Genomic DNA, 22956 nt, shown 5'->3' on the forward strand with positions numbered 1-22956 from the left:
GCGATTAAGTACATGCCATCCTCCATTCATTTCAGAGCCCGCAGACCACTATGGACGCGACGCAGGAAGCGCCAGAGCAGCAGGTGTCACAGGCCGTGGCGCGTCTGTTTGATGAACCGATTAACCAGATGCCGGAAGACCTCTATATTCCGCCGGAAGCGCTGCGCGTTTTCCTGGAGACTTTTGAGGGGCCGCTGGATCTGCTTTTGTATCTGATTCGCCGCCAGAACCTGGATATCCTGACCATCAATGTGGCGGTCATCACCCATCAGTACATCGAATACGTGGAGCTGATGAAAGCCATGCAGATTGAGCTGGCTGGGGAATATCTGCTGATGGCGGCGATGCTGGCCGAAATCAAATCGCGTACCTTGCTGCCACGCCCGCCGAAGGAACAGGACGGCGATGAAGAAGACCCGCGCGCTGAACTGATCCGCCGTTTGCAAGAGTACGAACGTCTCAAGGAGGCGGCAGAAACCCTGGATACGCTGCCGCGTATGGGGCGGGACTGGTTCAGCGTGCATGCCGGCTTGCCAGAGTTGGAATCTCAGGTCATCCATCCTGATGTAGAACTGGACGAGCTTCTGGGCGCGCTGAAAGGCCTTCTTAAGCGGGCTGATCTGGCCCAGGCGCACAATATCAGCCGTGAAGTACTGTCTACCCGTGAACGCATGTTGGCGATCATGGATCAGCTGAATCAGGCATCCAGCCGCTATGTCGCCTTTGAAGCACTCTTCGCGCTTGAAGAAGGCCGCCCCGGCGTGGTGGTGACCTTTATGGCAATTCTGGAGCTGGCTAAAGAAGCAATGATCGAGATCGTTCAGAATGCACCGCTATCGCCGATTCATGTGCGCGCCCGCCAACAGCAGGACGGCGCCTTTGACGAGGAGCCTGCATGAGTGACGTCACCACAACGTTGGATGATATTCTTGAAGCTGCGCTGCTGGCAGCCGGTGAGCCGCTGTCGCTGGAGCGCCTGGAAACCCTGTTCCGTGAGGCCGAGTGCCCGCCGCGCAGTGAACTTAAACAATCGCTAACGCGACTGGGCGAGCGCCACACCACTGGCGCGCTGGAGCTTCTGGAAACCGCCTCTGGCTACCAGTTACGCATTCGCCCACGGCTTTCGCCCTGGGTCTCGCGGCTGTGGGATGAGCGCCCGCAGCGCTATTCCCGGGCGTTATTGGAAACCCTGGCGCTGATTGCCTATCGTCAACCGGTGACCCGCGCCGATATCGAAGAGGTGCGCGGGGTGGCGGTCAGCACCACCATCATGCGAACCCTTACCGAGCGGGGCTGGATTCGCGTAGTGGGTCACCGTGATGTCCCCGGCCGACCGGCCGTGTTTGCGACGACGCGCAGTTTTCTGGATGATTTCGGCCTTAAAACGCTGGATGCCCTGCCACCCATGCATGAGCTGATTGCCGAAAGTGACGATGCGCCGCTGGACGGCGACGCCAAAACGGTGCAGGATGCGCCCCCTGAGACGGCCGAGAGTGCCGACCCACACGCCGAGACGGCGTTAACCCAGCCGCTGAGCTTTGCTGATCTAGAAGCACGGCTTGCGGCACGCGGGCAGGCGCGATCACAAGACGAGCCACCCGCGCAGAACGAGAGAAAGAGGTCAGATGACCATGAGTCAGAATCACACCAGTAATGCCCCCAGCGGTGAAAAGCTCCAGAAAGTCCTGGCTCGCGCCGGGCTTGGTTCACGTCGCGAAATGGAAAAAGCCATTGTTGATGGTCGCGTCCGCGTGAACAATCAGGTAGCCACCCTGGGCGACCGTATTGCAACCCACGATAGAGTCACCTTTGACGAGCGCCTGGTGACCCTGGTGGCTGAAGATGACGTGCCGCGCCGGGTCATCATGTACAACAAGCCTGAAGGCGAGCTGTGTACCCGCAAGGACCCGGAAGGGCGGCGTACCGTCTTTGACCGCCTGCCACGCCTGAAAGGCGAGCGCTGGATCGCCATCGGGCGCCTGGATATCAACACCAGTGGTCTGTTGCTGTTCACCACTGACGGTGAACTGGCCAATCGGCTGATGCATCCGTCCACCCAGGTAGAGCGTGAATACGCGGTGCGTGTAATGGGCGAGGTCAAGAAAGAACACCTCGTGGCCATGGTTGACGGTGTCATGCTGGATGATGGCCCTGCCCGTTTCACGGATGTTCAGGAGTTTGGCGGCGAAGGCATCAACACCTGGTTCCACGTAGTAATTCTGGAAGGCCGTAACCGTGAAGTACGCCGCCTCTGGGAATCACAGGAGCTGACGGTCAGCCGACTCAAGCGCGTTCGCTATGGCAATATCTTCCTCGACAAGCGGGCAAAAGCGGGCGAATGGGTAGAGCTTACTCAAGCAGAAGTCGATGATCTGGCCACTTTGGCAGCACTTGAATCGCGTAAGGTGCCCGAGTTGACGCCCGATGAGAAAAACCGCTGGAGCCGCGACAAGAACAAGCGGCGCCCGGTTCAGGCAATGCGCAAACCCAAGCGGCGCTGAAAGCCATAAAAAATATAGCGCAATTGTGAAAAGTGCTTGCGAATAGTCAGCAGTATCCGTACTATATGCATCCGTTCGGGGGGTCGTTAGCTCAGTTGGTAGAGCAGTTGACTTTTAATCAATTGGTCGTAGGTTCGAATCCTACACGACCCACCATCCGAACCCTGTCAGGGTCGTTAGCTCAGTTGGTAGAGCAGTTGACTTTTAATCAATTGGTCGTAGGTTCGAATCCTACACGACCCACTAGATATAGGCTTCAGAAACTCCATGTTTTTAGAAGCTGCAAAAAAAGCGCCTACGGGCGCTTTTTTTATTTCCCCATTTCTCCCGCCTATTTCCAGCAATGTCTTCTGACAAGCGTTTTCCTTTAGCACTCAAGAGTTTCTCGTCAATCTCTCTACCAACAAACCTAGGCTGATGGCAGCGAAGAGATTATGATTGTGTATGCAATTTAATCTTTTTTAACTTATCTGCTGGCGCTGCAGTTGATAACACTTAATAACAAAAGAAGGATATTCAATGTCTCGCAAGTCTCTTAAGCACCGACTCTTCAATCTTCAAGGCAAGATATTCCTGTTGGCGATGATTCCGTTGTTGATCTCCGGTTGGAGTATTCTTGGGTTGGTTGCCATGGAGCAGGTGCGGGAAAATCGCGAACAGGTGGCTGAACAACGCAGGCAGCTGCTTGAGTCGCGCCAGGAAGGCATCAAGGATGTGATGCAGATGGCGCATTCGCTGGTGGAAAACATTATTGAAACAGAAGGCAATACGGCCGCTGCGCGGGAGCTGGCCGCTGATCGTCTGCGCAGTATGCGCTTTGATGATGACAACTATGTCTTTGCTTACACCTATGACGGCATCATGCGCGTCCAGCCGCCTCAACCTTCAGTAGAAGGCACCTATATGCTGGATGTGCAAGGCCCGGATGGTGGAGAGCCGCTGCGCGAAATGCGCGACTTGGCCCAGCAGGGTGGGGGAGAGTATCAGTACGTTTGGCCTCACCCGGAAACGGGCGAAGAAGAGATCAAATATAGCTATGTGGTGCCAGTGCCCGAGTGGCAGTGGGTGATGGGTGCAGGGATTTACGCTAACGATATCGACGCCACCGTTGCTGCCCTCGAAGCCGAATATGCGGCTAATCTGAAAGAGAACCTGATCCGTACCTTTGTGTTGGCCTGTTTGGTGAATCTGGTGGTTATCGCCGGTGTGTTATGGGTCACCCGGCGCATTGTGGCGCGCATTCGCCGTGCGGCAACTGATATTACCGAAATTTCCCAGAGCGTCATCGATGGGCATGGAGATTTGACCCGTCGGCTTGAGGTAGTTGGACAGGATGAAATCAGCGATCTTGCTGAGCGTTTTAATGACTTTCTGATCAACATGCAGCGTACGCTGATTGATGTGCGTGATACTGCCCAGGCGGTTGACCGCGCCTCAGCTGATATTTCGCAAAGCAGTGAAGAACTGGCGACGCGTACTGAGCAGGCGGCAGCAAACCTGCAGCAAACGTCATCAGCGATGGAAGAAATTACCTCAACAGTGTCACACAGCGCTGAGCATGCGGTTACCGCCAGCGGTATCGCCGATAGCACTGCGGAGGTCGCGCGAAAGGGCGATGCAGCGATGTCTGATGTGGTGGAGACAATGACAAAGATCGATGCTTCGTCAACACGCATTGGCGATATCGTTGAGATGATCGACTCGATTGCTTTCCAGACCAATATTCTCGCGCTTAACGCCTCAGTGGAAGCAGCGCGTGCCGGTGAGCACGGTCGAGGATTCGCCGTTGTTGCCCAGGAAGTGCGCAAGCTGGCGCAGCGTAGCGCTGAGGCTTCAAAGGAAATTCGTGGCCTGATTGATGAATCGGTCGAGCACTCACGGCGTGGCAAGCAAATCGTCGATACGGCGACGAAGACCATGAAGGAAATCCTGATGCGTGTCAGCGAGGTTAACGACGTGATTGGCGAGATTACGGCAGGTGCTCAGGAGCAGAATGCCGGCATTCTTCAGGTCAACACGGCCATGAGCGAAATGGATACCATGACCCAGAAAAACGCCTCCATGGTGTCGGCATCGACGCGCACGGCCAAGGAAATGCGCGAAGAGGCCGAGAAGTTATCGCAGCTGATCAGTGGCTTTGTATTGGGTGACAGCAGTAACACTTTTCAGCGTGTCGGCTATGTCAGTGACCAGCGCCCTAAGAAAGAGCACGCTGTGCTGAAAAGCCCGAAGTCAGGAAGCAGTGAGGATGACTGGGAGGCGTTCTGAAGCCCGCCCCCGTGCTGGGGGCAGGTAATTTGAGTGTCATCGAGGGCAGTGCTATTCGAAGGCTGAGGCAATAACATCGCGATAGTTGCGGATGCGCTGCACATAATGAACCGGCTCATAGCCCCGAGCGTAACCGTAACGCGTGTTGGGGTAATAGCGTTTGTCGGCTTTAAGGGGCAGGACGGTTTCCAGGTCTTCCCAGGAGTCCGGGTTTTTACCCAGCTCACGGGCCAGAGTGCGCGCATCCAGCAAGTGGCCGCGGCCGATGTTGTAGCTGGCCAGGGCCTGAAACAGGCGGTCTGGCTCTGGAATGCTGTCAGGCAGGCGTTCGTGTCGGTCGGCCAGATAGCGGGCACCGCCATCAATAGCCGCCGCCGGGTCCAACCGATTGGTCACACCCAGTGATTCAGCGGTGTTCTGGGTGAGCATCATGATGCCGCGCACCCCGGTCGGCGATACCGCCGCTGGATCCCAGTGTGACTCCTGGTAGGCGAGTGCTGCCAAGAGGTCGGCGGGCATGCCGGTCTTTTCTTCGGCGGCGATGAACTGATCGATGTAGGCGGGCAGACGTTCGTCAATCCGCTGATTAAGGGCTCTCAGGTCGACAAAATCGAACTCGCTGATATAGGCGTAATAGTGGTTCTGCATGGCGTCAATGGCCTGCTTGCCCTGTTCACTTGCCATCCATGCCTGGCTGCTCTTTGCCAACGCTGCCTGCTCTTGGGGTAGATACCAGCCAAGTTCGTGTTGGGCACTCAGCTCAAGAGCAATTTCCAGACTTGGAAAGTGGCGACGAACCACCTGAACAATGTTGGAGTCGGCGACGGTGCAATCCAGCGCTTTTTCGGCCACAGCGCTTAGTAATAACTCGGTGGTGCGCTGGTCGTCCTGTTCATAGCTGATGCCCTCATGCTCGCTGGCGAGTTGGTCAAGAGTTTCGACATAGCTTGAATCAGCGGTCACCACGATCTCAATATCAGCCATCTCTTCCGGCGAGCGAGGCATGGGCGAAAGGCCGCGGTGGCAGACCAGCTGCTCGTTGATCCGGGTATGGACGGGGCCTTCTGTCAGGGTGTCTGAGCGTGATGGCAGGTGCGTCAGGCCAGCGGCCGCCATATGGGCCTCGCCCTGGTTGATGGCTTCCAGCACGGCGGATGTTGAGTCATAGACCGTCCATTCAAGTGCCCATTCCTGTGTGTCGGCAAAGGCCTTGATCAGGTCATGCTCAGGGCCTGCCGGTTGCTGATGGCGGTCAATAAAGTAAGTGGTCGGGCCGTTGCGGGTGGCGACCTGCAAAATGCCGGTTTCCGACGGTGGCGCCAGCGTGGTCTGGGGAGAAGGCTCACTGGCATCATCAGAAGAGGTGCTGGAATCACTGCATCCGTTCAAGGTGGCTAGCAGAGTCAGCCCTGCCAGAATCAGGGGTTTGCGCATTGGAGTGCCTCCTTTGGCAACAAGGAATGGCGACTGTAGATAAAGGCTGCCCCATCTCCGCCATATTTGTACAAGCAGAAGGGCAAACCGTCAGACGCCATCGGTGTGATAACCTCCTTGTCATAGAATTTAGATCCTACCTGTATACGCAATGACTTGAAATAACCCTATATTTGATTGCAGCGATGCACTGTCACGGTTATTTTCTGTGTAAGTGCTGGTGCTCAAGCAGTGGATATTAATCCTTGCTATGCTGCAGGTAACTTTAATTTACTGCTTTTTTACCCACAGAGCGTCGCATATGATCTATTTGTGTTCTCGGATATTTAGTGTACTTGTCTTCGCGGCCAGTGTGTTTTTATTACCTGTTCAGGCCGCTGAGGTCATGCCCAGCGAGCTATCTGCCTCGCAGGATCAAACGCCTATCCTAACGCTGTTAGGTCTGGAAGAGCGGCGTACCCTCAGCCGTGCCGATATTGAATCCTTGCCGCTTTATGAATCCAACCTGAAGCATTTCGAAGGCTCCCAAGGAAGCTTTTCTGGCGTATGGCTGGAAGATCTAATGGCGGCAGAGGGAATTGATGAGACAGCAACACTGCGCTTTATCGCCCATGACGATTACACCGTTTTCATCACGCCCGATGACCGCCAAGAACGACGCTACCTATTGGCGACACGGCTGGATGGTGAGCCTCTTACGTTGGAAACGTTAGGGCCCAGCATGCTGATTATTCCGGCTGATGCCGAAGCCGTTGAATTGGGTAAAGCAAGTATGATGGATTGGGTGTGGTCAATTAAAAATATCCATATTCAATGAAGCTGTACTTCAATCGGGCGCTAGGCTGTCAGATAGTGCTGGGGTTTACCTTGTTGGGTGGCATCTGCGCTTTGGCAGCGATGCTTTACATCTTTCAGGCCCGTCAGCACCTGGGGGCTAATTATACGGCCTTGGCAGCTCAGGTTGTCAGGCCACAGTCACACGCCGTCTTACTGCGCCATACCCTTTATGCACTGCGTGAGCGCCCGCAAGATCATATACTGAATGAACGGCTAAATAATCTGCTGTGGCGAATTCCCAAGCATATTGATGTCGTTGGTTCTAGTTTGAGAGCTAGCCAGCTCAAAATAGAAGATTATGCACCGTCTGTTAACCGTCTAAACGATGTAAAAAACGCGCTGCTTGAACTGCGACAGGTCAGCCAGCCGAATTCAGACGTCTCTCATAGGGAGCGTCTAGCATTGGGTTTCATGATTGAAAATGACTTGGCGAAAGCCTATAGCGAGCTCAGCGATCTGGTGCATTCAAAAGCTGGCGAGCAGCGAATCATTATGGAACGTCTGGCGCTGACGATAGCACTGCTTGTATTCGTTATCCTGTTGTTGGTAGTAGGGCTGTCATTGGCGTTACGCAAGCTGAATCGCGAGCATCAAAAAATCACACAACTCAGCCAGGTAGATGAGCTGACAGGGCTGGGGAATCGCCGCTACCTGCTGAACTTTACCGACAGCCTTTGCCAGCAAAGCCAGCGCAGTGGGCGTCCGCTAAGTCTGGTGCTTCTGGATATCGATCATTTCAAGCAGGTGAATGACACCTTCGGCCACCCTGCTGGTGACCGGGTGCTGCAGATGTTTGCCAGGGCGTTGAAAGATGAAATCCGCGCGGCGGATGTGCTGGCTCGCATGGGGGGTGAAGAGTTCTGTCTGTTAATGCCGGATACAGACGCTGACGGTGCCTGTGAGTTGGCAGAACGCATACGTATGGAAGTGGCCAGCTTGACACAGCAACAGCTGGGTATCCCCACCTCGATTACCGTCAGCCTGGGCGTAGCCACCGCCTGGCAGAGCGATCTTGATTTCAAACATCTTTATGCCCGCGCTGATCAGGCGCTTTACCAGGCTAAAACCAAGGGCCGTAATAGGGTTGAAACGGGATAAGTTCAAGCTGATCAATGTATGACGGCTGGGTGACATTTTGCTTGCACAAAACGGCTATTTTCTACCAGAATAGGTTATTATTGAATTTATTCTAGACAGTGTTGAACTAGATGATCGGCAGTGCAGCGCGATAGACGCAATGCCCTGCCACCCGGGCATGCCGGGTGTGGATGACACCCAGCATGATTGGTTTCAACAGGGGGATTCCCTGTTTGTCACAGTGGTAGACACGATGACGATTATGACTTCTCAGGCAGCGTTGGAAACATCGCTTCCCAGGGCATATTGCCCTACACGGATTCCTGCGCAAGATCAGGCGCGAGTCGCTGAAATCAAGCAGCTCCTCAAGGCACATAATTCCGTGCTGGTGGCGCACTACTATACCGATGATGCCATTCAACAACTGGCCGAAGAAACCGGCGGCTGTGTGGCGGATTCCCTCGAAATGGCGCGCTTTGGCGCTAACCATGATGCTACTACCCTGGTGGTGGCGGGTGTGCGCTTCATGGGTGAAACCGCCAAGATTCTATCTCCCGATAAGCGCGTGCTGATGCCCACGCTGGAAGCGACCTGCTCGCTGGATATCGGCTGCCCGGCAGATGAGTTCAGTGCCTTCTGCGATCAGCACCCGGAGCGTACCGTGGTGGTCTACGCCAATACCTCTGCAGCGGTGAAAGCTCGGGCAGACTGGGTGGTGACCTCCTCCATTGCAGTTGAGGTAATTGAGCACCTGCAGGCCAAAGGGGAGAAAATTCTCTGGGCGCCGGATAAGCACCTGGGGAGCTACATTCAGAAGAAGACGGGCGCTGATATGCTGATGTGGGATGGCGCCTGCATCGTGCATGAAGAGTTCAAGGCCAAAGGGGTTGAAGACCTCAAGCGGCTTCACCCGGATGCGGCGGTACTGGTACACCCGGAATCACCTGAAGCCGTAGTGAAGCTGGCGGATGTGGCGGGCTCTACTTCCCAGCTGATCAAGGCAGCGCAAACCCTGCCCAATGACAAGCTGATTGTGGCCACAGACCGAGGTATCTTTTTCAAGATGCAACAGGCCGTACCCGAAAAAGCCCTGTTTGAGGCGCCTACTGCGGGTAACGGGGCTACCTGTCGCAGCTGCGCCCACTGCCCGTGGATGGCAATGAACGCGCTGGATAACTTGGCGGGTGCTTTGCGCAACGGCAGCGGTGAAGTGCTGGTCAGTCATGCCCTGCGTTTAAAAGCGCTCAAGCCTTTGGAGCGTATGCTTAACTTCAAGGCCTGATATAACAAGGCTGGCATTGCTTGTTGTCAATCTTCTCTAACGGCCACTGCTGGACAGTGGCCGTTTTTCTATGAGCACGTCACTCAGAGCACTTTACTCAAAAACACCTTACTCAGAATTTATCCAGTGCCTCCCGGTAGTCAATAAAGGCGTCTCTGCGCTGGGCGATGCGGCCCAGTAGATTGTTATCGCCTTCCTGTTCAGCGGCATCGCGGGCAATCGCCAATTGTTGGATGCTGCGATCCACCCGTCCGGTCAGCTGTAGGTATTCAGCCCGGGCCAGATGCCCCCAACCATTGTGGCCACTTCTGCCTGCGGCATCCGCCAACAGATTAAAGGCATAGGGGGTGTCGGGGTGGTTCGTGGTGATATCACGTAACTGCGCGAAGGCTGTCTGCGGGTCGCGCTGCAGCTGAGCTTCGGCCATGATCAGCTGCGCAGGCAGGTAGTTAGGCACCAAGCGTAATAGCCGCTGACTGCGTGAAATGGCCTCTGCATAGCGGCGGGCTTCAAAGGCAACGTTGGCGGCGGAAGCGGGCAGGGCGGTGAAATCCGGGTGTTGGCGCGCCAGGCGATCAAGTGCCTGAAGCGCCTGATCGGTCTGGCCATTCTCCGCCATGATCAGTGCCTCCAGATAGATAACGGCATCCGGGTCCGGGGTCTCTGCCTTCAGGCGAGTCAAGGCGTCTTGGGGGTTGTTGGCATGAATATGCAAGAGGGCACGCCCGCGCATCATGCCGTACAGCAGGTTGTTATCGCGGCGATTGCTGACTTCCAACTGGGCGGCGCGGGCCTGGGTGTCGCTCAAGCGGCTGTCAGTGATCGGGTGAGTGAGCAGAAACTCAGGCGGCGTGTTGCCCTGCAGGCGGGCCATGTTGAGCATGGCACGAAACATCCGCACCATGGCTTCGGGGTCGTAGCCTGCTGCTGCCAGGGTCTGTAAACCTACTCTGTCGGCCTCTTCTTCAAAGCGCCGTGAATAGGCCAGCTGATCCTGAATCACGGCGGCCTGGGAGCCCATGGCGGCGGCCATGCCGGCTTCGCCCGCACCGCTGGCAGCTAGCAGCAGGCCTGCCAGCATTCCGGCCATGGCGGGCAGCTGATTCTGTTCCGCGCGGGCACTACCACGCGCATAATGGCGCTGGGAAAGGTGTCCCATCTCATGGGCCAGCACTGAGGCAAATGCGCCTTCATCCGCCGCAAAAGCAAATAAGCCGGTATTCACACCAATAATGCCGCCTGGCACCGCAAAGGCATTCAAAGACGGGCTATCGACAATGAGCGTTTGGGTGCTGAGCCCGCCGATCTGGCTATAGGGCGCCAGTCGCGCAATCAGGCGATCCAGATAATAGTGGCTGATGGGATCCTGCCACTGCGGCACCCGGGCACGAAACTGGCGAAGCCAGGCCTGGCCCAGGCGAATTTCTTCGTTGCTCACCACCTCACTGCTCGAACGCAGGGTCGGCAGTAGCGGGTCGTTTTGTGCAACGCTGTGGCTGCTGGCGGTATAGCTGCCGAGGGCCAGGGTGACGATGCACAGCCAGCGAGTACGGAAGCAACGAAAGCGTAGCATGATATCCTCTTTAGTTAGCATGACGTTCCTTTTCTTGGCTTCAACGGGGGAAGTGCCGTTAAATCAGCGGATATCTGAACCGCGATAATCATCGTACAATGCTAACGGCCATCGCAACATGACTAACATAGCTTGATAACCGCACTAATGCTTCAATGCCATAATCACTAATATGTCACAATAATGCGTTAATACAGTTTTTTCAGGTCAACCTGAGGGGGAAAGATGTCTGATCAGCCGATAACTGAGTCTACCGGGAGCCTGATGCCGGATACCACGCTGGATGCCTGTGGACTGCACTGCCCACTCCCTCTGCTGAAAGCCAAACAGGCGCTGGCCGGACTAAGTGCCGGGCAGTTGCTTGAGGTGCGCTCGACGGATGCCGGTTCCTGGCGGGATATGGCCTCCTTTACCGAGCAGAGCGACCACGTGCTGGAAGCGCGGGAGCAGCGTGAGGATGTCTACTACTACTGGATTCGCAAGGCAGGGAGCCGCGCTACATGACCATGCGCACAATTCTGAAAGGCTGGGTAGAGCGTTATCTATCCGATGAGGAAGCGCTGACATTGCTGTTGGTGCTGGTAGCTGGGTTTGCCGCAATTATCTGGCTTGGCCGTATGCTGGCGCCATTTTTGACCGCACTGGTGATCGCTTTCCTGCTGCAAGGCGCGGTCAGTGCCCTGACCCGCCGCCATGTGCCGCAATTGATGGCGGTGATCATTGTATTTATGGCCTTTATTAGCGTGCTGTTAACCATGGCCTTTATCCTGATGCCGCTGATCTGGAATCAGATGGTCAGTCTGGTTCAGGAAACGCCGCGCATGTTTGCCAGCGGCCAGAGCTGGCTTGATGAGCTGCAGGCGCGCTATCCCAACCTGATTACCCCCGACCAGATGCAGAGCTGGATCGGCGTTGCCAGCCGTGAAATCAGCCAGCTGGGTCAGCGTGCCATCACGCTTTCGCTAGCCTCGCTGGGTAATATCATGGCGCTGATCATTTACCTGGTATTGGTGCCGATTCTGGTCTTTTTCATGCTCAAGGATCGCGAGGTATTAGTGGGCTTTACGCTTTCACTACTGCCGCAAAAGCGCAAGCTGCTGACGCGTATCTGGGAGGAAATGGATGCCCAGATTGCCAACTATATCCGTGGTAAATTTATCGAGATTATTATCGTCGGCAGCGTGGCATTTTTTACCTTCGCCTTTTTTGGCCTGCCGTATTCGGCATTGCTGGCGGTGCTGGTAGGTTTTTCCGTGCTGGTGCCATACATCGGCGCGGCCGTGGCGACGCTTCCAGTCGCGGCGGTGGCGGGCTTTCATTTTGGCATCAGTGATCAGTTTGCCTATGTGCTGGTTGCCTACGGGATTATCCAGGCGCTGGATGGTAATGTCCTGGTGCCGGTGCTGTTTTCGGAAGCGGTTAATCTCCACCCTGTATCGATTATCGTCGCGGTGCTGTTTTTTGGCGGTATCTGGGGGTTCTGGGGGATTTTCTTTGCCATCCCGCTCGCTACGCTGCTTAAGGCCCTGGTGTTTGCCTGGCCGCGAGGACTGCAGGAAAGAGACGCTGAACGCGCAGCGGTGACAGACTCAGCGCCCGTGTAATATTGAAGAGCATCCGGCCGCGAGTGATTGCCAATATGCGGCCGGGTGTCAGTTGATCAGGTGCCTGAATGTAGGGCCTGAGCCGCTGCCAGCACCTCATCCACATGGCCCGGCACCTTGACGCCACGCCACTCTTGGGCCAGTTTACCCTCGCTATCAATCAGGAAGGTGCTGCGCTCAATCCCCAGGTGCTCCTTGCCATACATCTTTTTCAACTTGATCACATCGAACAGTTGGCACAGGGTTTCATCCTTGTCGGAAATCAGCTCAAAGTTGAAATCCTGCTTGGCCTTGAAGTTTTCCTGAGCGCGGATGCCATCACGGGAAACACCCAGGATGACGGTATTGGCCGCATCAAACTGAGGTTTACGATCACGGAAATCGCCGCCTTCAGTGGTGCAGCCCGGGGTGCTTGCCTTGGGGTAGAAATAGACCACTACCTGCTGGCCACGCAGTTCGGAAAGGGTAACGGTATTATCGCCCGTTGCCTGGGCAGTAAAATCATCCACTGGCTGACCTAATGTGACACCCATGCCTGACTCCTTGTGTAAGCGCGTAACAAAAACACAAGCCTACAACAGATTGTGGCTGATGATATAGATGCAATGCCCGTCTGCCAGGGTCAAAATACGGTTAGAATTGAACGATTCAGTTAAGACGGTTCAAATATAGCGGCTCAAGGGCGTTCAAAGATAATAGCTCAACGACGAGGTGCGTGTTTTGTGCTGTACACGTTGAGGTCGCCTGAGTACCATTCAAGGTTTATCTTGTGGATGTTTCGAACGGCTGACGTTCCTGAGAGACGCAGCAGGATAATCCATTACAGCCCGTCACGCGTGACGCTCTCATAACTTTTGTAGTTGAGGAATAAACGGATGATCACAGGCAGCATTGTCGCCCTCGCGACGCCGATGAAGGTCAATGGCGACATCGACTGGGAGGCGCTTCGTCGTCTGGTGAACTTCCATCTGGAAAACGGCACTGACGCCATCGTGGCAGCGGGTACCACGGGTGAACCCACCACCATGTCGTTTGCCGAGCACTTCGATGTGATTCGCAGCATTGTCGAAGAGGTTAACGGCCGCATTCCGGTGATTGCCGGCACCGGCGCCAATGCCACGTCAGAAGCCGTTGAGCTGGCGCGCTATGCCGGTGAAGTGGGGGCGGATTACTGCCTGTCAGTTTGCCCGTACTACAACAAGCCGACCCAGGAAGGTCTGTATCAGCATTTCAAGGCCGTGGCGGAAGGCAGCAAACTGCCGGTAATCCTGTATAACGTGCCGGGCCGGACCGTGGCTGATCTGTATAATGAAACCGTGCTGCGCCTGGCGGAGCTTGACAACATCGTTGGCCTGAAAGATGCCACTGGCAATCTTGAACGCGCAGAAGATCTGATCACCCGCCTCAAGGGCAGCGATTTCATGCTTTACTCCGGTGATGACGCCACGGCCTGTGACTTCATGCTGATGGGTGGGCACGGCGATATCTCGGTCACCGCCAATGTGGCGCCGAGAGCCATGCATGAATTATGTGCCGCCGCCGTGGCCGGTGATGCCGACAAGGCTCACCAGATCAATACACGCCTGATGCCGCTGCATACCAACCTGGGGATTGAGTCCAATCCGATACCGGTCAAATGGGCACTGAACCGCATGGGTTATGCCGACGCAGGTATCCGCCTGCCGCTAACCTGGCTGTCGGAAAAATACCACGCCACGGTCAGTGAAGCCCTTCAGCTGGCCGGCGTTATTGAAGAAAACGTTATTGAAAGAAAATAAGTTGAGCGACACCAGCCTCTCTGCATTCGCCAGTGCATAGAAGTTGGTGTTCGGCCCTTTTGTCAAACGTGAAGGTGGCATGATGAGTTCTGTGCTTGAAAAACGTGCGCTTAAATGGATTCCGCTAGCGCTGGCAACCGCCCTGGTGGTGTCAGGCTGCGCGCGCGATGGTTTCTACCATGACCGTAATCTGGACTACGCCGATATCGAGCTGGGTGAACCCTTGATGCTCCCGGACACGCGAGACCCCAGGCGCTATGGTGATGCGCTGCCCATCCCCCGGGCCGACATGCTGGGTGGCGTTGAAGAGGCAGCGGATGTGCGCCCCCCGCAGGCCATGCGGGTGGGTAGCAGCATGGAGCCAGAGTTTGTGGAGCGCCGCGAAGTCGGTGACCAGGCCTGGCTGGTCGTCAATGCAGCGCCAGCTGATGTCTGGCCACAGCTGGAAGGCTTTATTCGCAGCCGTGGCCTGAATGTCACAGCGGTGGATGCCAACCGTGGCCGTGTCGATACCGACCAGGGCCAGTTCCGTTTGCAACGTGCACTGCGTGCTGGCAGCAGTGAACTCCGCTGTGAACAGGGCGGGCGATCTTCCAGTGACTGCCTGGATGCCTTGCAAAGCTATTTTGAAGGCCGCAGTGCCAGCGCCAGTAATAGCACCAGTGCTGCTTCCTGGCAGGCGCAGCGTATGAATGAAAATGACGCCCTGGCTTTTCGCCAGCAAGGAGAGCGCTGGGAAGTGGTGATCCCCCAGTCGGTTGAGCGGGTGTGGGCCGAAATCAAGCATTTCATCGAACAGGATTTCACTGTGGAAGGGGAGCGTAACCTTCTGGAGGCCAACGTCAATGACTACTCCTTCCTGGTGAACTACATGACTCTTAGTGAACGTAATCGTAACCCTCTGGAGATTGTCTTCAGTCCGGATGTTCGCCAGACGTCCCAGGAAATTCGTCTGGAGCTGAACGAGAACGGGGATGAAACCGTATTGCGTGCAATCAATGCCAGTGAGCGTGATTTTACAGCAGATGACCAGCGTGAACTGCTGGAACGCATTGCTGGCTATCTACGCTGATCCAGCGCTAGCATTCACACCCAGTTGAGATAAACTGACCGGCAAATGGCATTAGCTGTCATTTGCCGTTTGAATTTTTACCGTAACCCCCCATATGTCCCGCCTCGGAGTTCCCATGGAAAAGCGCCAAGAGCTTTATGCCGGCAAGGCAAAATCCGTTTATACCACTGACGATCCTGATCTGCTGATCATGCACTTTCGTGATGACACCAGTGCCTTTGACGGCAAAAAGAAAGAATCTCTGGCGCGCAAAGGCATGGTGAATAACGTCTTTAATGCCTTCATCATGGCGCGTCTGGAAGATGCGGGTATTCCTACTCACTTTGAAAAACGCCTTTCTGACACAGAAAGCCTGGTCAAGCGGATGGAAATGATCCCGGTCGAGTGCGTTATTCGTAACGTGGCGACAGGTGGTCTGGTCAAGCGCCTTGGCGTGGAGGAAGGTATGACCCTCACGCCACCGACGTTTGAGCTGTTTCTCAAGAACGACGAGAAAGGCGACCCCATGATCAACGAGTCTTTGGCTGAAACATTTGGTTGGGCAACACCAGAGCAGTTAAGCAAAATGAAGTCACTGACCTTCAAGGTCAACCATGTACTTAAGCAGCTATTTGCTGAAGGCGACATGCTGCTGGTGGATTACAAGCTGGAGTTTGGTATTTTCAAGGGTCAGGTGATTCTAGGCGATGAGTTTTCACCGGATGGTTGCCGCCTGTGGGATGCCAAGACGCGTGAAAAAATGGATAAGGACCGCTTCCGCCAGGGGTTGGGTGGCGTGATCGAAGCCTACGAAGAAGTGGGTCGGCGCATCGGAATTCACTTTCCCGAATAGTTCGCCTTTCAGAATAATATAAACGTTTGTCAATAAAACACCCGTGATCGCTTCAGCAGCGATCACGGGTGTTTTGCGTTTTAAGAGAGGCATTGGTGCTCACTGCCAATGCGCCGCCTAGCCTTCCTTGCGTGCGATTACGGCTTCTTCAGGTTCATCAACGGTTTGCAGGCGATACCCGTAGCCGTAAACAGAAACCAGATTCCAGCCATTCTCGGCAGTCAGCTTCAGCTTTTTACGTACCCTATGGATATGCACATCCAGTGTGCGCGTGTTCGGATCGTTGCTGCGACCCCAGACATATTCATACAGGTAAGAACGGGAAAGCGGGCTGCCCAACTGGTTGAGCAACAAGTAGGCCAAGCGGAATTCCTGGCGCGTCAGCGCGACTTCCTCGCCTTCCACATAGGCCACTTCACGGTTGGAATTGAGCTTGATACGCCCGAATTCCAACTCGCTCTGCTGGGCAGTGGCGGAGGTACGCAACGAACGGCGACGAATGGCAGCAAACGCACGGGCTGCCAACTCACGCGGACGGAAAGGCTTGCTGATAAAATCATCTGCCCCGGCATTGAGAGCCTCAATGATATCGCTCTCTTCCTGGCGTTGAGTCACCATCAAAACAGCGGGCAGGGCTTCCAGGTATTTCTTCATCCAGTCAAGCAGGCCAATGCCGGTACCGTCAGGCAGGTGCCAGTCCAGAAATACCAGATCGAACGTCTCGCGGCTGGCAATCCGAATGAAATCCTTGCCGGATTCAAACGATGTGATATTGGCTTGGATGCCTCTCTCCTCGAAGCCATCAAGTAGCGCCTTGTTGATGCGCTCAAGCACTACCGTGTCATCTTCTACAACTGCAATGCGCATAGGTTTGTTTCCAGGTCAGTCTGATGAAAGCTGTGCGCGCCTGTCTTGCCTTCACGCGAGCACACATTATGCGTTCTAAAGTCCTCTTGCTGGTATCCGCCGCAATTTAGCGGATGACAATCAAGGTCTTAATCCGACCTTGATAATCTAATTATGTTCATTGCTAAATTAGATACTAGTTTATTTTGCGATTTAGAAGGTAAACGACAAGCTTGAGAAAGCATAAAATCTATAAATATCAGCTTCTTATAAATTATTTTTTGCCGCATTTCCAGATGAGTCACCGTTGCGTAACATTTTTTATATTTTTGATTCTTAATAAATCAATTTAAATATTTTTGTTAAAATACACCTTTGTGTTCATTAGCGCCAGTGTTGATTTTGCCTTGTTGTGCTCTTCTATTTTAGCGGGTGCGCACTGTCTACGGTGAGTGATGAATGTAAAAAAAGTAATTTTAACAATGTGTTAGTTATTTTTTTTGATAGCAGGCTTATATTAAATCCAGATCAGCCTGTTTGATTTTGAAACGCAATAGGGTGAGTTTTTTACAAAAGTTAAAATTAAATTTTTTCTAATTATCTAGGGCCTGTTGACGTATATGGAAGCCTAGGTCTGTTGACATTTCATCGCGCAACCCGAGGTAACAGGGCCCTTTTGGCACAGCCCTACATTTTTCGTTTCTAATTGGGAACCACCCAACCGCGTTCCTCACGCCTTGCTCTGTACTAAAAGGGTCTCTGTTGCGGCAGTGATGAAACGTCAATAGACCCTAATGGTTTGATAATTATAAAAAAGCCAGCCCATTTTTCTGTGGTGCTGGCTTTTTTTAATGTTTTATCACCTGATTTGCCTGCCGAGGTTTTTATTTTTGTGCCTGATTGAAACTATTTAAATCAATTCCGCATTAAAAAACATAGTTTCACAATAGTTAATAGTTAAGGGTCCCATGAATTAGGGATTTATTATTAACAATGATTGCATGCAATTGTGTATGTTTGATTTTGCTGCCATGTATCTTGCTAAGAAAAAAATATTGCGATCAGTTCAGGTTTTTTGAATGTTTTGTTTGCTTGGCTGAATCGTGATGTTTCCAACACAAGAATATCGGTAGCGGGAAAAATTCCCGCATCCGCTCTGCAAAAGCATGGGAGCAAGCACCATGAATAACGTATTTCGTCTTATCTGGAATCGTACATTAGGTCGTCTGGTGGTGGCATCGGAGGCAGCAGGTTCTCAGCACAAAGTGGGAGCTGGAAGCCGACAGGGGCAGGTGGGTCAGCTGTCAAAACCAGGTCATAACCTTGTGCCGGTATTGCTCAGACCTCTGGCACTTTCGGTGGTGTTAGCCACTGGAGGGAGCCTGCTATCGATTCCCACTATTCAGGCGGCCGAACAATGGGGAGGGGATGATTGCATAGCTGGTAACCCAAACGGTAGTACTAACCGTATTGCGATTGGTAATGGAGCAGAAGCTTGTGATAAAGGAGCCATTGGTATTGGCCAGAATGCTGGTGCGTCAGCCAGCACCACTAACGCAGTTGCCATCGGCACCAATTCCTTTGCAACATTTGTAAATAACGGAGGCGGAACTGATCAGGCTGGTGTAGCCATTGGGCATGATTCAAAAACCTATGGCGGTGTGGCTATTGGTTACCTTGCACGGGGGGCTGAAAATCAACCCTCTGTTGCCATTGGTGCAGGCAGTGAGGCGCTGGGTAATTTCTCGATTGCCATTGGTACCCATGAGCACCAGAGAACCACAGCTAACTTCCTCCGAGCCACTGCAGTTGGCTCTAATGCGACGGCGGGCGCTAACGAAGCTTCTGCTTTTGGTCGAGAAGCCAGTGCAACTGGAGCTAGATCTGTTGCCTTAGGGTTTCAATCAAACGCCTCTAACTCAGCCGCGATTTCAATAGGCAGCAAATCAGCAGCATCAGGAAATGGTGCGATTGCAACAGGTTCCAGTTCACAAGCTACTGAAATTGGTGCTGTTGCTTCAGGGTTGAACGCAGAGGCAACTGCCGAAGGGGCTGCGTCTTATGGGCGTTTTGCACGAGCTCAAGGGGATTTTTCTGTTGCTATAGGGCGTAGTGCCAATGCATCCAATGCCAATGCTGTTGCCGTGGGCCTTAACTCGAATGCAAGTGGCTCGGACTCGCTTGCCCTGGGTAATGGTGCTGTGGCCTCCGGCGAACAAAGTATCAGCATTGGCTACCAAAACAATGTTTCAGGCAACAACTCGGGTGCATTTGGTGACCCGAATACAATTACCGGCGCAGCTTCCTATGCAACCGGTAACAATAACACCATTGCAGCGGATAACGCCGGTGCTTTCGGCAATGACAACACTATCGCCGCTGGCGCTGATGGCACTCGAATTGTTGGTAACAACAACAATATTGATGTTGGCAACGCCATGGTGCTGGGTAATAACGCCAATGTGACGGAAGCAGGTGGCGTAGCGCTAGGCTTCGGCTCTCAGGCAACCACTGCCAGTGGCATAAACGGCTATGCGCCTGCGTGGGCCAGTACTCTCGACACAAAGGCAGTGCAAAATACACAAGCATCGCGTGCGGCTGTCGATGTCGGCAGTCGCCAGATCACCAGCGTCGCTGCAGGCACTCAGAATAGCGATGCCGTTAACGTTGCTCAATTAAAAGCAACGGAAACCCATTTCTTCAGTGTTCAAGGCACTAATACTGAAATTAATTATATGAACGAGGGTGCCCAAGCTCCTGGCGCAATGGCAGTTGGCGTAAGAGCTGAAGCAGAGGGTGTAGTTTCGACAGCCGTAGGGCTTGGTGCAAAATCAAAAGGTGATAATGCTTCTGCCTTTGGTGTTGCAGCTCAGGCAACCGGTCAGGGGTCATTGGCGCAAGGGGCGAACTCCGAAGCGCAACAGCTGAATTCCATCGCTATTGGTGCACTAGCCAAATCACAAGCAGACAAGGCCATTGCATTGGGGCTTTTATCTACTGCATCGGGCACCCAATCAGTCGCCATGGGCACGAGTGCCAATGCATCCAATGCCAATGCGATTGCCGTGGGTCTTGAATCAAATGCAAGCGGTGCGGACTCGCTTGCCATGGGAACGGGTGCTATTGCCTCTGGTGAACAGAGCATCAGTATTGGCTACAACAACAATGTTTCAGGCAACAACTCGGGTGCTATCGGTGACCCGAATGTTGTATCAGGGAATGAAACATACGTTTACGGCAATAATAACGGCACAAGCGCTGATCCAATTGCTGCCGATAACGCGGGTATTTTTGGCAGTAACAATGTCATGAGTGATGCCGCTGATGGCAGCTATATTATTGGTAACGACAACACCGCATCAGCAAAAGATGCGGTTGTCATTGGGCAAGAAGCTTTTGCCACAGGCCTGCAATCGTTTGCAGGAGGGCATGAGGCCGAAGCCAAAGCCGAAGATGCACTGGCATTAGGCACCGCAGATGCACTGGGTTTATCTTCCACTGCCGTTGGTCGAGGTGCCTATGCTTTGGAAGTACGCTCGCTTGCATCGGGTGCAGAAAGTACTGCAGAAGAGGTCAGATCGACTGCGTTGGGCGCTTTCGCAACGGCGGAGTTGGAAGATAGCGTTGCGTTGGGCTCCAACTCAACGGCAGATACACCGGCTAGCATCCTTGGTTATATACCGAATAATGCCACAGCGACAGATGCCGGTAACATCGGTACAACGGTTGCGGCCAATGCTGCCGTGGATGTGGGTAGCCGCCAGATCACCAGTGTGGCAGCAGGTACTGCGCTTGATGATGCGGTCAACGTCAGCCAGTTAATTGCGGTGGAAAATATTCCGCTGACTTTCTCTGGTGATGCTGGCACAGATGTGAACCGCAAGCTGGGGGAAACATTAGGTATTGAAGGCAACCCCACAAGTGCATTGACCACCGGCAATATCGGTGTCGAAGGCAACGGCACGGATACGCTAACCATCAAGTTAGCCAAGGATGTCAATCTTGGTGCCGATGGTAGCCTGACCATTGCAGGCGGGCCAAGCGTTAGCAGCACGGGCATCGATGCAGGTGGCTCGCCAATTTCAAATGTTGATGATGCGGTAACTGACGATCAGGCAGTTAACTTTGGTCAACTGAAGAACTTCAACTTCGGTGACGCTGTGGAATACTACAGCGTTAACAGTACCGATACTGGTGCAGGCAGTAACGTCAATAATGATGGTGCTACTGGTGTCAACGCTATGGCTGCTGGGCCAAATGCCTTTGCTGCAGGCGATAATGCAACTGCATTGGGAGACTCTTCTTCTGCGGCTGGAAATGGCTCTACTGCCATCGGTTATTCAGCTACCGCCCAGGGGGCCAACAGCTTTGCTTTGGGTGAAACATCGAATGCTACCGGCACAAACAGCCTGGCCCTCGGTGCCGACTCAACCGCTAAAAACACTTACACCACTGCCGTTGGCCGTGGCACAGCGGCCTCCGGCCAAGGTGCCATTGCGCTGGGCGGTGGTACCGCAGCGGATGCTGCCAGTGCCAACGGTACCGGCGCCATTGCTATTGGTGGCTACGGATCGGCTGCTTCAGTGGGCGCCAATGCCAGCCTCGACTATGCAGTGGCCTTGGGTAGCGGTGCTCAGGCAACTGCCAGTGAAGGCGATGTCGCGTTAGGTAGCGGTTCCCAAACCTCTACAGCAAACCCGGTTACCAGTGCCACCGTTGGGGGCACGACCTATAGCGGCTTTGCGGGCACCGCGCCTACCAGTGTGGTGAGTGTGGGCAGCGCAGGTGACGAACGCCAGATCACCAACGTCGCAGCCGGGCGCATCACCAATACTAGCACCGATGCCATCAATGGCAGCCAGCTATTCAGTGTTGTGGATACAGGTTTTAACCTCTCCGCTGACAACGGTACAAACGACACCGTTAAGTTGGGAGAAACAGTCAATTTCACTAACGACGACAGCAACTTAGTTGCCACGGTACGCGACAACGAGATCGTCTATGACCTGGCTGCTACTATCGATGTTACCAGTGTGACCGCAGGCAACAGCACGCTCAATAACGATGGTGTGACCATTACTGGCGGCCCGAGCATGACGGCCTCCGGTGGTATTGACGCCAACAACCAGAAGATCACCAACGTGGCGGCGGGCGATGTTGCCCCCGGCAGCACCGATGCGGTGAACGGTGGCCAGCTTGACCAGGTTGAAACCGGCCTGACCACGCTGGGCATGAACTTCAGCGATGGAGAAGGCAACACCCTGCAGCGTGATCTGGGCGAAACACTGACCATAGAAGACGTGGCCGATGCCAGCGGCAACAGCAACCTCAGTGTCGATGCCTCCGGCACCGATACGCTGCAGATTGCCATGACCGACCAGCCAACCTTTGGCACTGTCGCCGTCAATACCGCAGGCAATGGCACTATCACCGGGTTGACCAACACGGATCTCAGCGACCCGACGTTTGGCATATCCACTCGTGCCGCGACGGAAGAACAGCTGGACATCGTTAACACCCAGGCCACTTCACCGCTGACGTTCATCGGTGACAACGGGCCGGTTAAGGTTGACCGCAAACTGGGCGAGACACTGAATGTTACCGGCGGCGCCACCGGCACGCTAACCACCGGCAACATCGGTGTGGAAGCCAACGGCACGGATACGCTGGAAATCAAACTGGCCAGCAAGCTCAGTGACCTGGAAGAAGTGGCCATCACCGATGGCCCAACGCTGAATGATAGCGGTATCGACATGAATGGTGACAAGATCACCGGCCTTGCCGCTGGCGATGTTGCCCCTGGCAGCACCGATGCGGTGAATGGCGACCAGCTCGACTAGGTTGAAACCGGC

The 22956-nt window shown here is 54.2% G+C and carries 17 protein-coding genes and 2 tRNA genes; 15 read left to right on the plus strand and 4 right to left on the minus strand.

All coding sequences use genetic code 11. From position 1 onward, the window contains the following. Positions 1-50: 50 nt before the first annotated feature. The 6 genes from OR573_02600 (at position 51) to OR573_02625 (ending at position 4769) form a co-directional block, all read left to right on the plus strand. The gene (locus OR573_02600) at positions 51-899 is read left to right on the plus strand and encodes a ScpA family protein (GenBank protein XGA80571.1); all 849 of its coding nucleotides are present in this window, start codon (positions 51-53) and stop codon (positions 897-899) included. Next, positions 896-1654, plus strand: a complete 759-nt coding sequence (scpB, locus tag OR573_02605) for an SMC-Scp complex subunit ScpB (GenBank protein ID XGA80572.1) — start codon at positions 896-898, stop codon at positions 1652-1654. The genes OR573_02600 and scpB overlap by 4 nt, the downstream gene beginning before the upstream one ends. Continuing rightward, positions 1632-2501, plus strand: a complete 870-nt coding sequence (gene rluB, locus OR573_02610; protein XGA80573.1) for a 23S rRNA pseudouridine(2605) synthase RluB — start codon at positions 1632-1634, stop codon at positions 2499-2501. Before scpB ends, rluB begins: the two co-directional genes overlap by 23 nt. 80 nt (positions 2502-2581) lie before the next feature. Beyond that, positions 2582-2657 (plus strand) — tRNA-Lys (locus OR573_02615). Positions 2658-2671: 14 nt separating this feature from the next. After that, a tRNA-Lys gene (locus OR573_02620) sits at positions 2672-2744 on the plus strand. Positions 2745-3020: 276 nt separating this feature from the next. Beyond that, complete coding sequence (locus OR573_02625; GenBank protein ID XGA80574.1) at positions 3021-4769, plus strand: methyl-accepting chemotaxis protein; 1749 nt, start codon at positions 3021-3023, stop codon at positions 4767-4769. Between the two features lie 51 nt (positions 4770-4820). Here OR573_02625 and mltF read toward each other — a convergent pair whose 3' ends face one another. Further along, entirely contained in the window at positions 4821-6203 is a 1383-nt protein-coding gene (gene mltF / locus OR573_02630) for a membrane-bound lytic murein transglycosylase MltF (protein ID XGA80575.1), read from the minus strand. A 352-nt stretch (positions 6204-6555) separates the two neighbouring features. On the opposite strand from mltF, the gene OR573_02635 reads away from it, so the two are divergent. From OR573_02635 to nadA, 3 genes are all read left to right on the plus strand, one after another. Beyond that, positions 6556-7020 carry a hypothetical protein gene (locus OR573_02635; protein ID XGA80576.1) on the plus strand — a complete coding sequence of 155 codons (465 nt, stop codon included), beginning with the start codon at positions 6556-6558 and terminating at the stop codon, positions 7018-7020. Next, positions 7017-8138, plus strand: coding sequence for a GGDEF domain-containing protein (locus OR573_02640; protein XGA80577.1), 1122 nt, complete (start codon positions 7017-7019; stop codon positions 8136-8138). The genes OR573_02635 and OR573_02640 overlap by 4 nt, the downstream gene beginning before the upstream one ends. Before the next feature lie 232 nt (positions 8139-8370). Beyond that, positions 8371-9399, plus strand: a complete 1029-nt coding sequence (gene nadA / locus OR573_02645) for a quinolinate synthase NadA (GenBank protein XGA81649.1) — start codon at positions 8371-8373, stop codon at positions 9397-9399. Between the two features lie 112 nt (positions 9400-9511). Here the strand turns inward: nadA and OR573_02650 are convergent, their stop codons facing one another. Continuing rightward, the gene (locus tag OR573_02650) at positions 9512-10972 is read right to left on the minus strand and encodes a M48 family metalloprotease (protein ID XGA80578.1); all 1461 of its coding nucleotides are present in this window, start codon (positions 10970-10972) and stop codon (positions 9512-9514) included. Positions 10973-11197: 225 nt separating this feature from the next. On the opposite strand from OR573_02650, the gene OR573_02655 reads away from it, so the two are divergent. Both OR573_02655 and OR573_02660 read left to right on the plus strand, forming a co-directional pair. Continuing rightward, positions 11198-11476, plus strand: coding sequence for a sulfurtransferase TusA family protein (locus OR573_02655; protein XGA80579.1), 279 nt, complete (start codon positions 11198-11200; stop codon positions 11474-11476). Next, positions 11473-12576, plus strand: a complete 1104-nt coding sequence (locus OR573_02660; GenBank protein XGA80580.1) for an AI-2E family transporter — start codon at positions 11473-11475, stop codon at positions 12574-12576. Before OR573_02655 ends, OR573_02660 begins: the two co-directional genes overlap by 4 nt. Before the next feature lie 56 nt (positions 12577-12632). Here the strand turns inward: OR573_02660 and OR573_02665 are convergent, their stop codons facing one another. Next, positions 12633-13109: a peroxiredoxin gene (locus OR573_02665; protein XGA80581.1), complete on the minus strand. Its 477-nt coding sequence runs from the start codon at positions 13107-13109 to the stop codon at positions 12633-12635. Between the two features lie 342 nt (positions 13110-13451). Between OR573_02665 and dapA the strand changes: the two genes are divergently transcribed. From dapA to OR573_02680, 3 genes are all read left to right on the plus strand, one after another. Beyond that, entirely contained in the window at positions 13452-14354 is a 903-nt protein-coding gene (dapA, locus tag OR573_02670; GenBank protein ID XGA80582.1) for a 4-hydroxy-tetrahydrodipicolinate synthase, read from the plus strand. 82 nt (positions 14355-14436) lie between these two features. Further along, entirely contained in the window at positions 14437-15426 is a 990-nt protein-coding gene (bamC, locus tag OR573_02675) for an outer membrane protein assembly factor BamC (protein ID XGA81650.1), read from the plus strand. Positions 15427-15541: 115 nt separating this feature from the next. Continuing rightward, a complete protein-coding gene (locus OR573_02680; GenBank protein ID XGA80583.1) occupies positions 15542-16258 on the plus strand; it encodes a phosphoribosylaminoimidazolesuccinocarboxamide synthase in 717 nt (238 codons plus the stop codon). A gap of 117 nt (positions 16259-16375) precedes the next feature. On the opposite strand, the gene OR573_02685 is transcribed toward OR573_02680, so the two are convergent. Beyond that, positions 16376-17125: a response regulator transcription factor gene (locus tag OR573_02685; GenBank protein ID XGA80584.1), complete on the minus strand. Its 750-nt coding sequence runs from the start codon at positions 17123-17125 to the stop codon at positions 16376-16378. Between the two features lie 1160 nt (positions 17126-18285). Between OR573_02685 and OR573_02690 the strand changes: the two genes are divergently transcribed. Next, positions 18286-22944 (plus strand): ESPR-type extended signal peptide-containing protein, encoded by a 4659-nt coding sequence (locus OR573_02690; protein ID XGA80585.1) that lies wholly within the window; start codon positions 18286-18288, stop codon positions 22942-22944. The last annotated feature ends 12 nt before the right edge of the window (positions 22945-22956 follow it).

It is taken from the genome of Halomonas sp. CH40 (assembly GCA_041875495.1).
In the GTDB taxonomy this organism is placed as follows: Bacteria; Pseudomonadota; Gammaproteobacteria; order Pseudomonadales; family Halomonadaceae; genus Vreelandella.

Bases quoted from the DNA above. Each gene is read 5' to 3' on its own strand.
- OR573_02600 (XGA80571.1), top strand. From the start codon at position 51: ATGGACGCGACGCAGGAAGCGCCAGAGCAGCAGGTGTCACAGGCCGTG.
- scpB (XGA80572.1), top strand. From the start codon at position 896: ATGAGTGACGTCACCACAACGTTGGATGATATTCTTGAAGCTGCGCTG.
- rluB (XGA80573.1), top strand. From the start codon at position 1,632: ATGAGTCAGAATCACACCAGTAATGCCCCCAGCGGTGAAAAGCTCCAG.
- OR573_02625 (XGA80574.1), top strand. From the start codon at position 3,021: ATGTCTCGCAAGTCTCTTAAGCACCGACTCTTCAATCTTCAAGGCAAG.
- mltF (XGA80575.1), bottom strand. From the start codon at position 6,203: ATGCGCAAACCCCTGATTCTGGCAGGGCTGACTCTGCTAGCCACCTTG.
- OR573_02640 (XGA80577.1), top strand. From the start codon at position 7,017: ATGAAGCTGTACTTCAATCGGGCGCTAGGCTGTCAGATAGTGCTGGGG.
- nadA (XGA81649.1), top strand. From the start codon at position 8,371: ATGACGATTATGACTTCTCAGGCAGCGTTGGAAACATCGCTTCCCAGG.
- OR573_02650 (XGA80578.1), bottom strand. From the start codon at position 10,972: ATGCTACGCTTTCGTTGCTTCCGTACTCGCTGGCTGTGCATCGTCACC.
- OR573_02655 (XGA80579.1), top strand. From the start codon at position 11,198: ATGTCTGATCAGCCGATAACTGAGTCTACCGGGAGCCTGATGCCGGAT.
- OR573_02660 (XGA80580.1), top strand. From the start codon at position 11,473: ATGACCATGCGCACAATTCTGAAAGGCTGGGTAGAGCGTTATCTATCC.
- OR573_02665 (XGA80581.1), bottom strand. From the start codon at position 13,109: ATGGGTGTCACATTAGGTCAGCCAGTGGATGATTTTACTGCCCAGGCA.
- dapA (XGA80582.1), top strand. From the start codon at position 13,452: ATGATCACAGGCAGCATTGTCGCCCTCGCGACGCCGATGAAGGTCAAT.
- bamC (XGA81650.1), top strand. From the start codon at position 14,437: ATGAGTTCTGTGCTTGAAAAACGTGCGCTTAAATGGATTCCGCTAGCG.
- OR573_02680 (XGA80583.1), top strand. From the start codon at position 15,542: ATGGAAAAGCGCCAAGAGCTTTATGCCGGCAAGGCAAAATCCGTTTAT.
- OR573_02685 (XGA80584.1), bottom strand. From the start codon at position 17,125: ATGCGCATTGCAGTTGTAGAAGATGACACGGTAGTGCTTGAGCGCATC.
- OR573_02690 (XGA80585.1), top strand. From the start codon at position 18,286: ATGAATAACGTATTTCGTCTTATCTGGAATCGTACATTAGGTCGTCTG.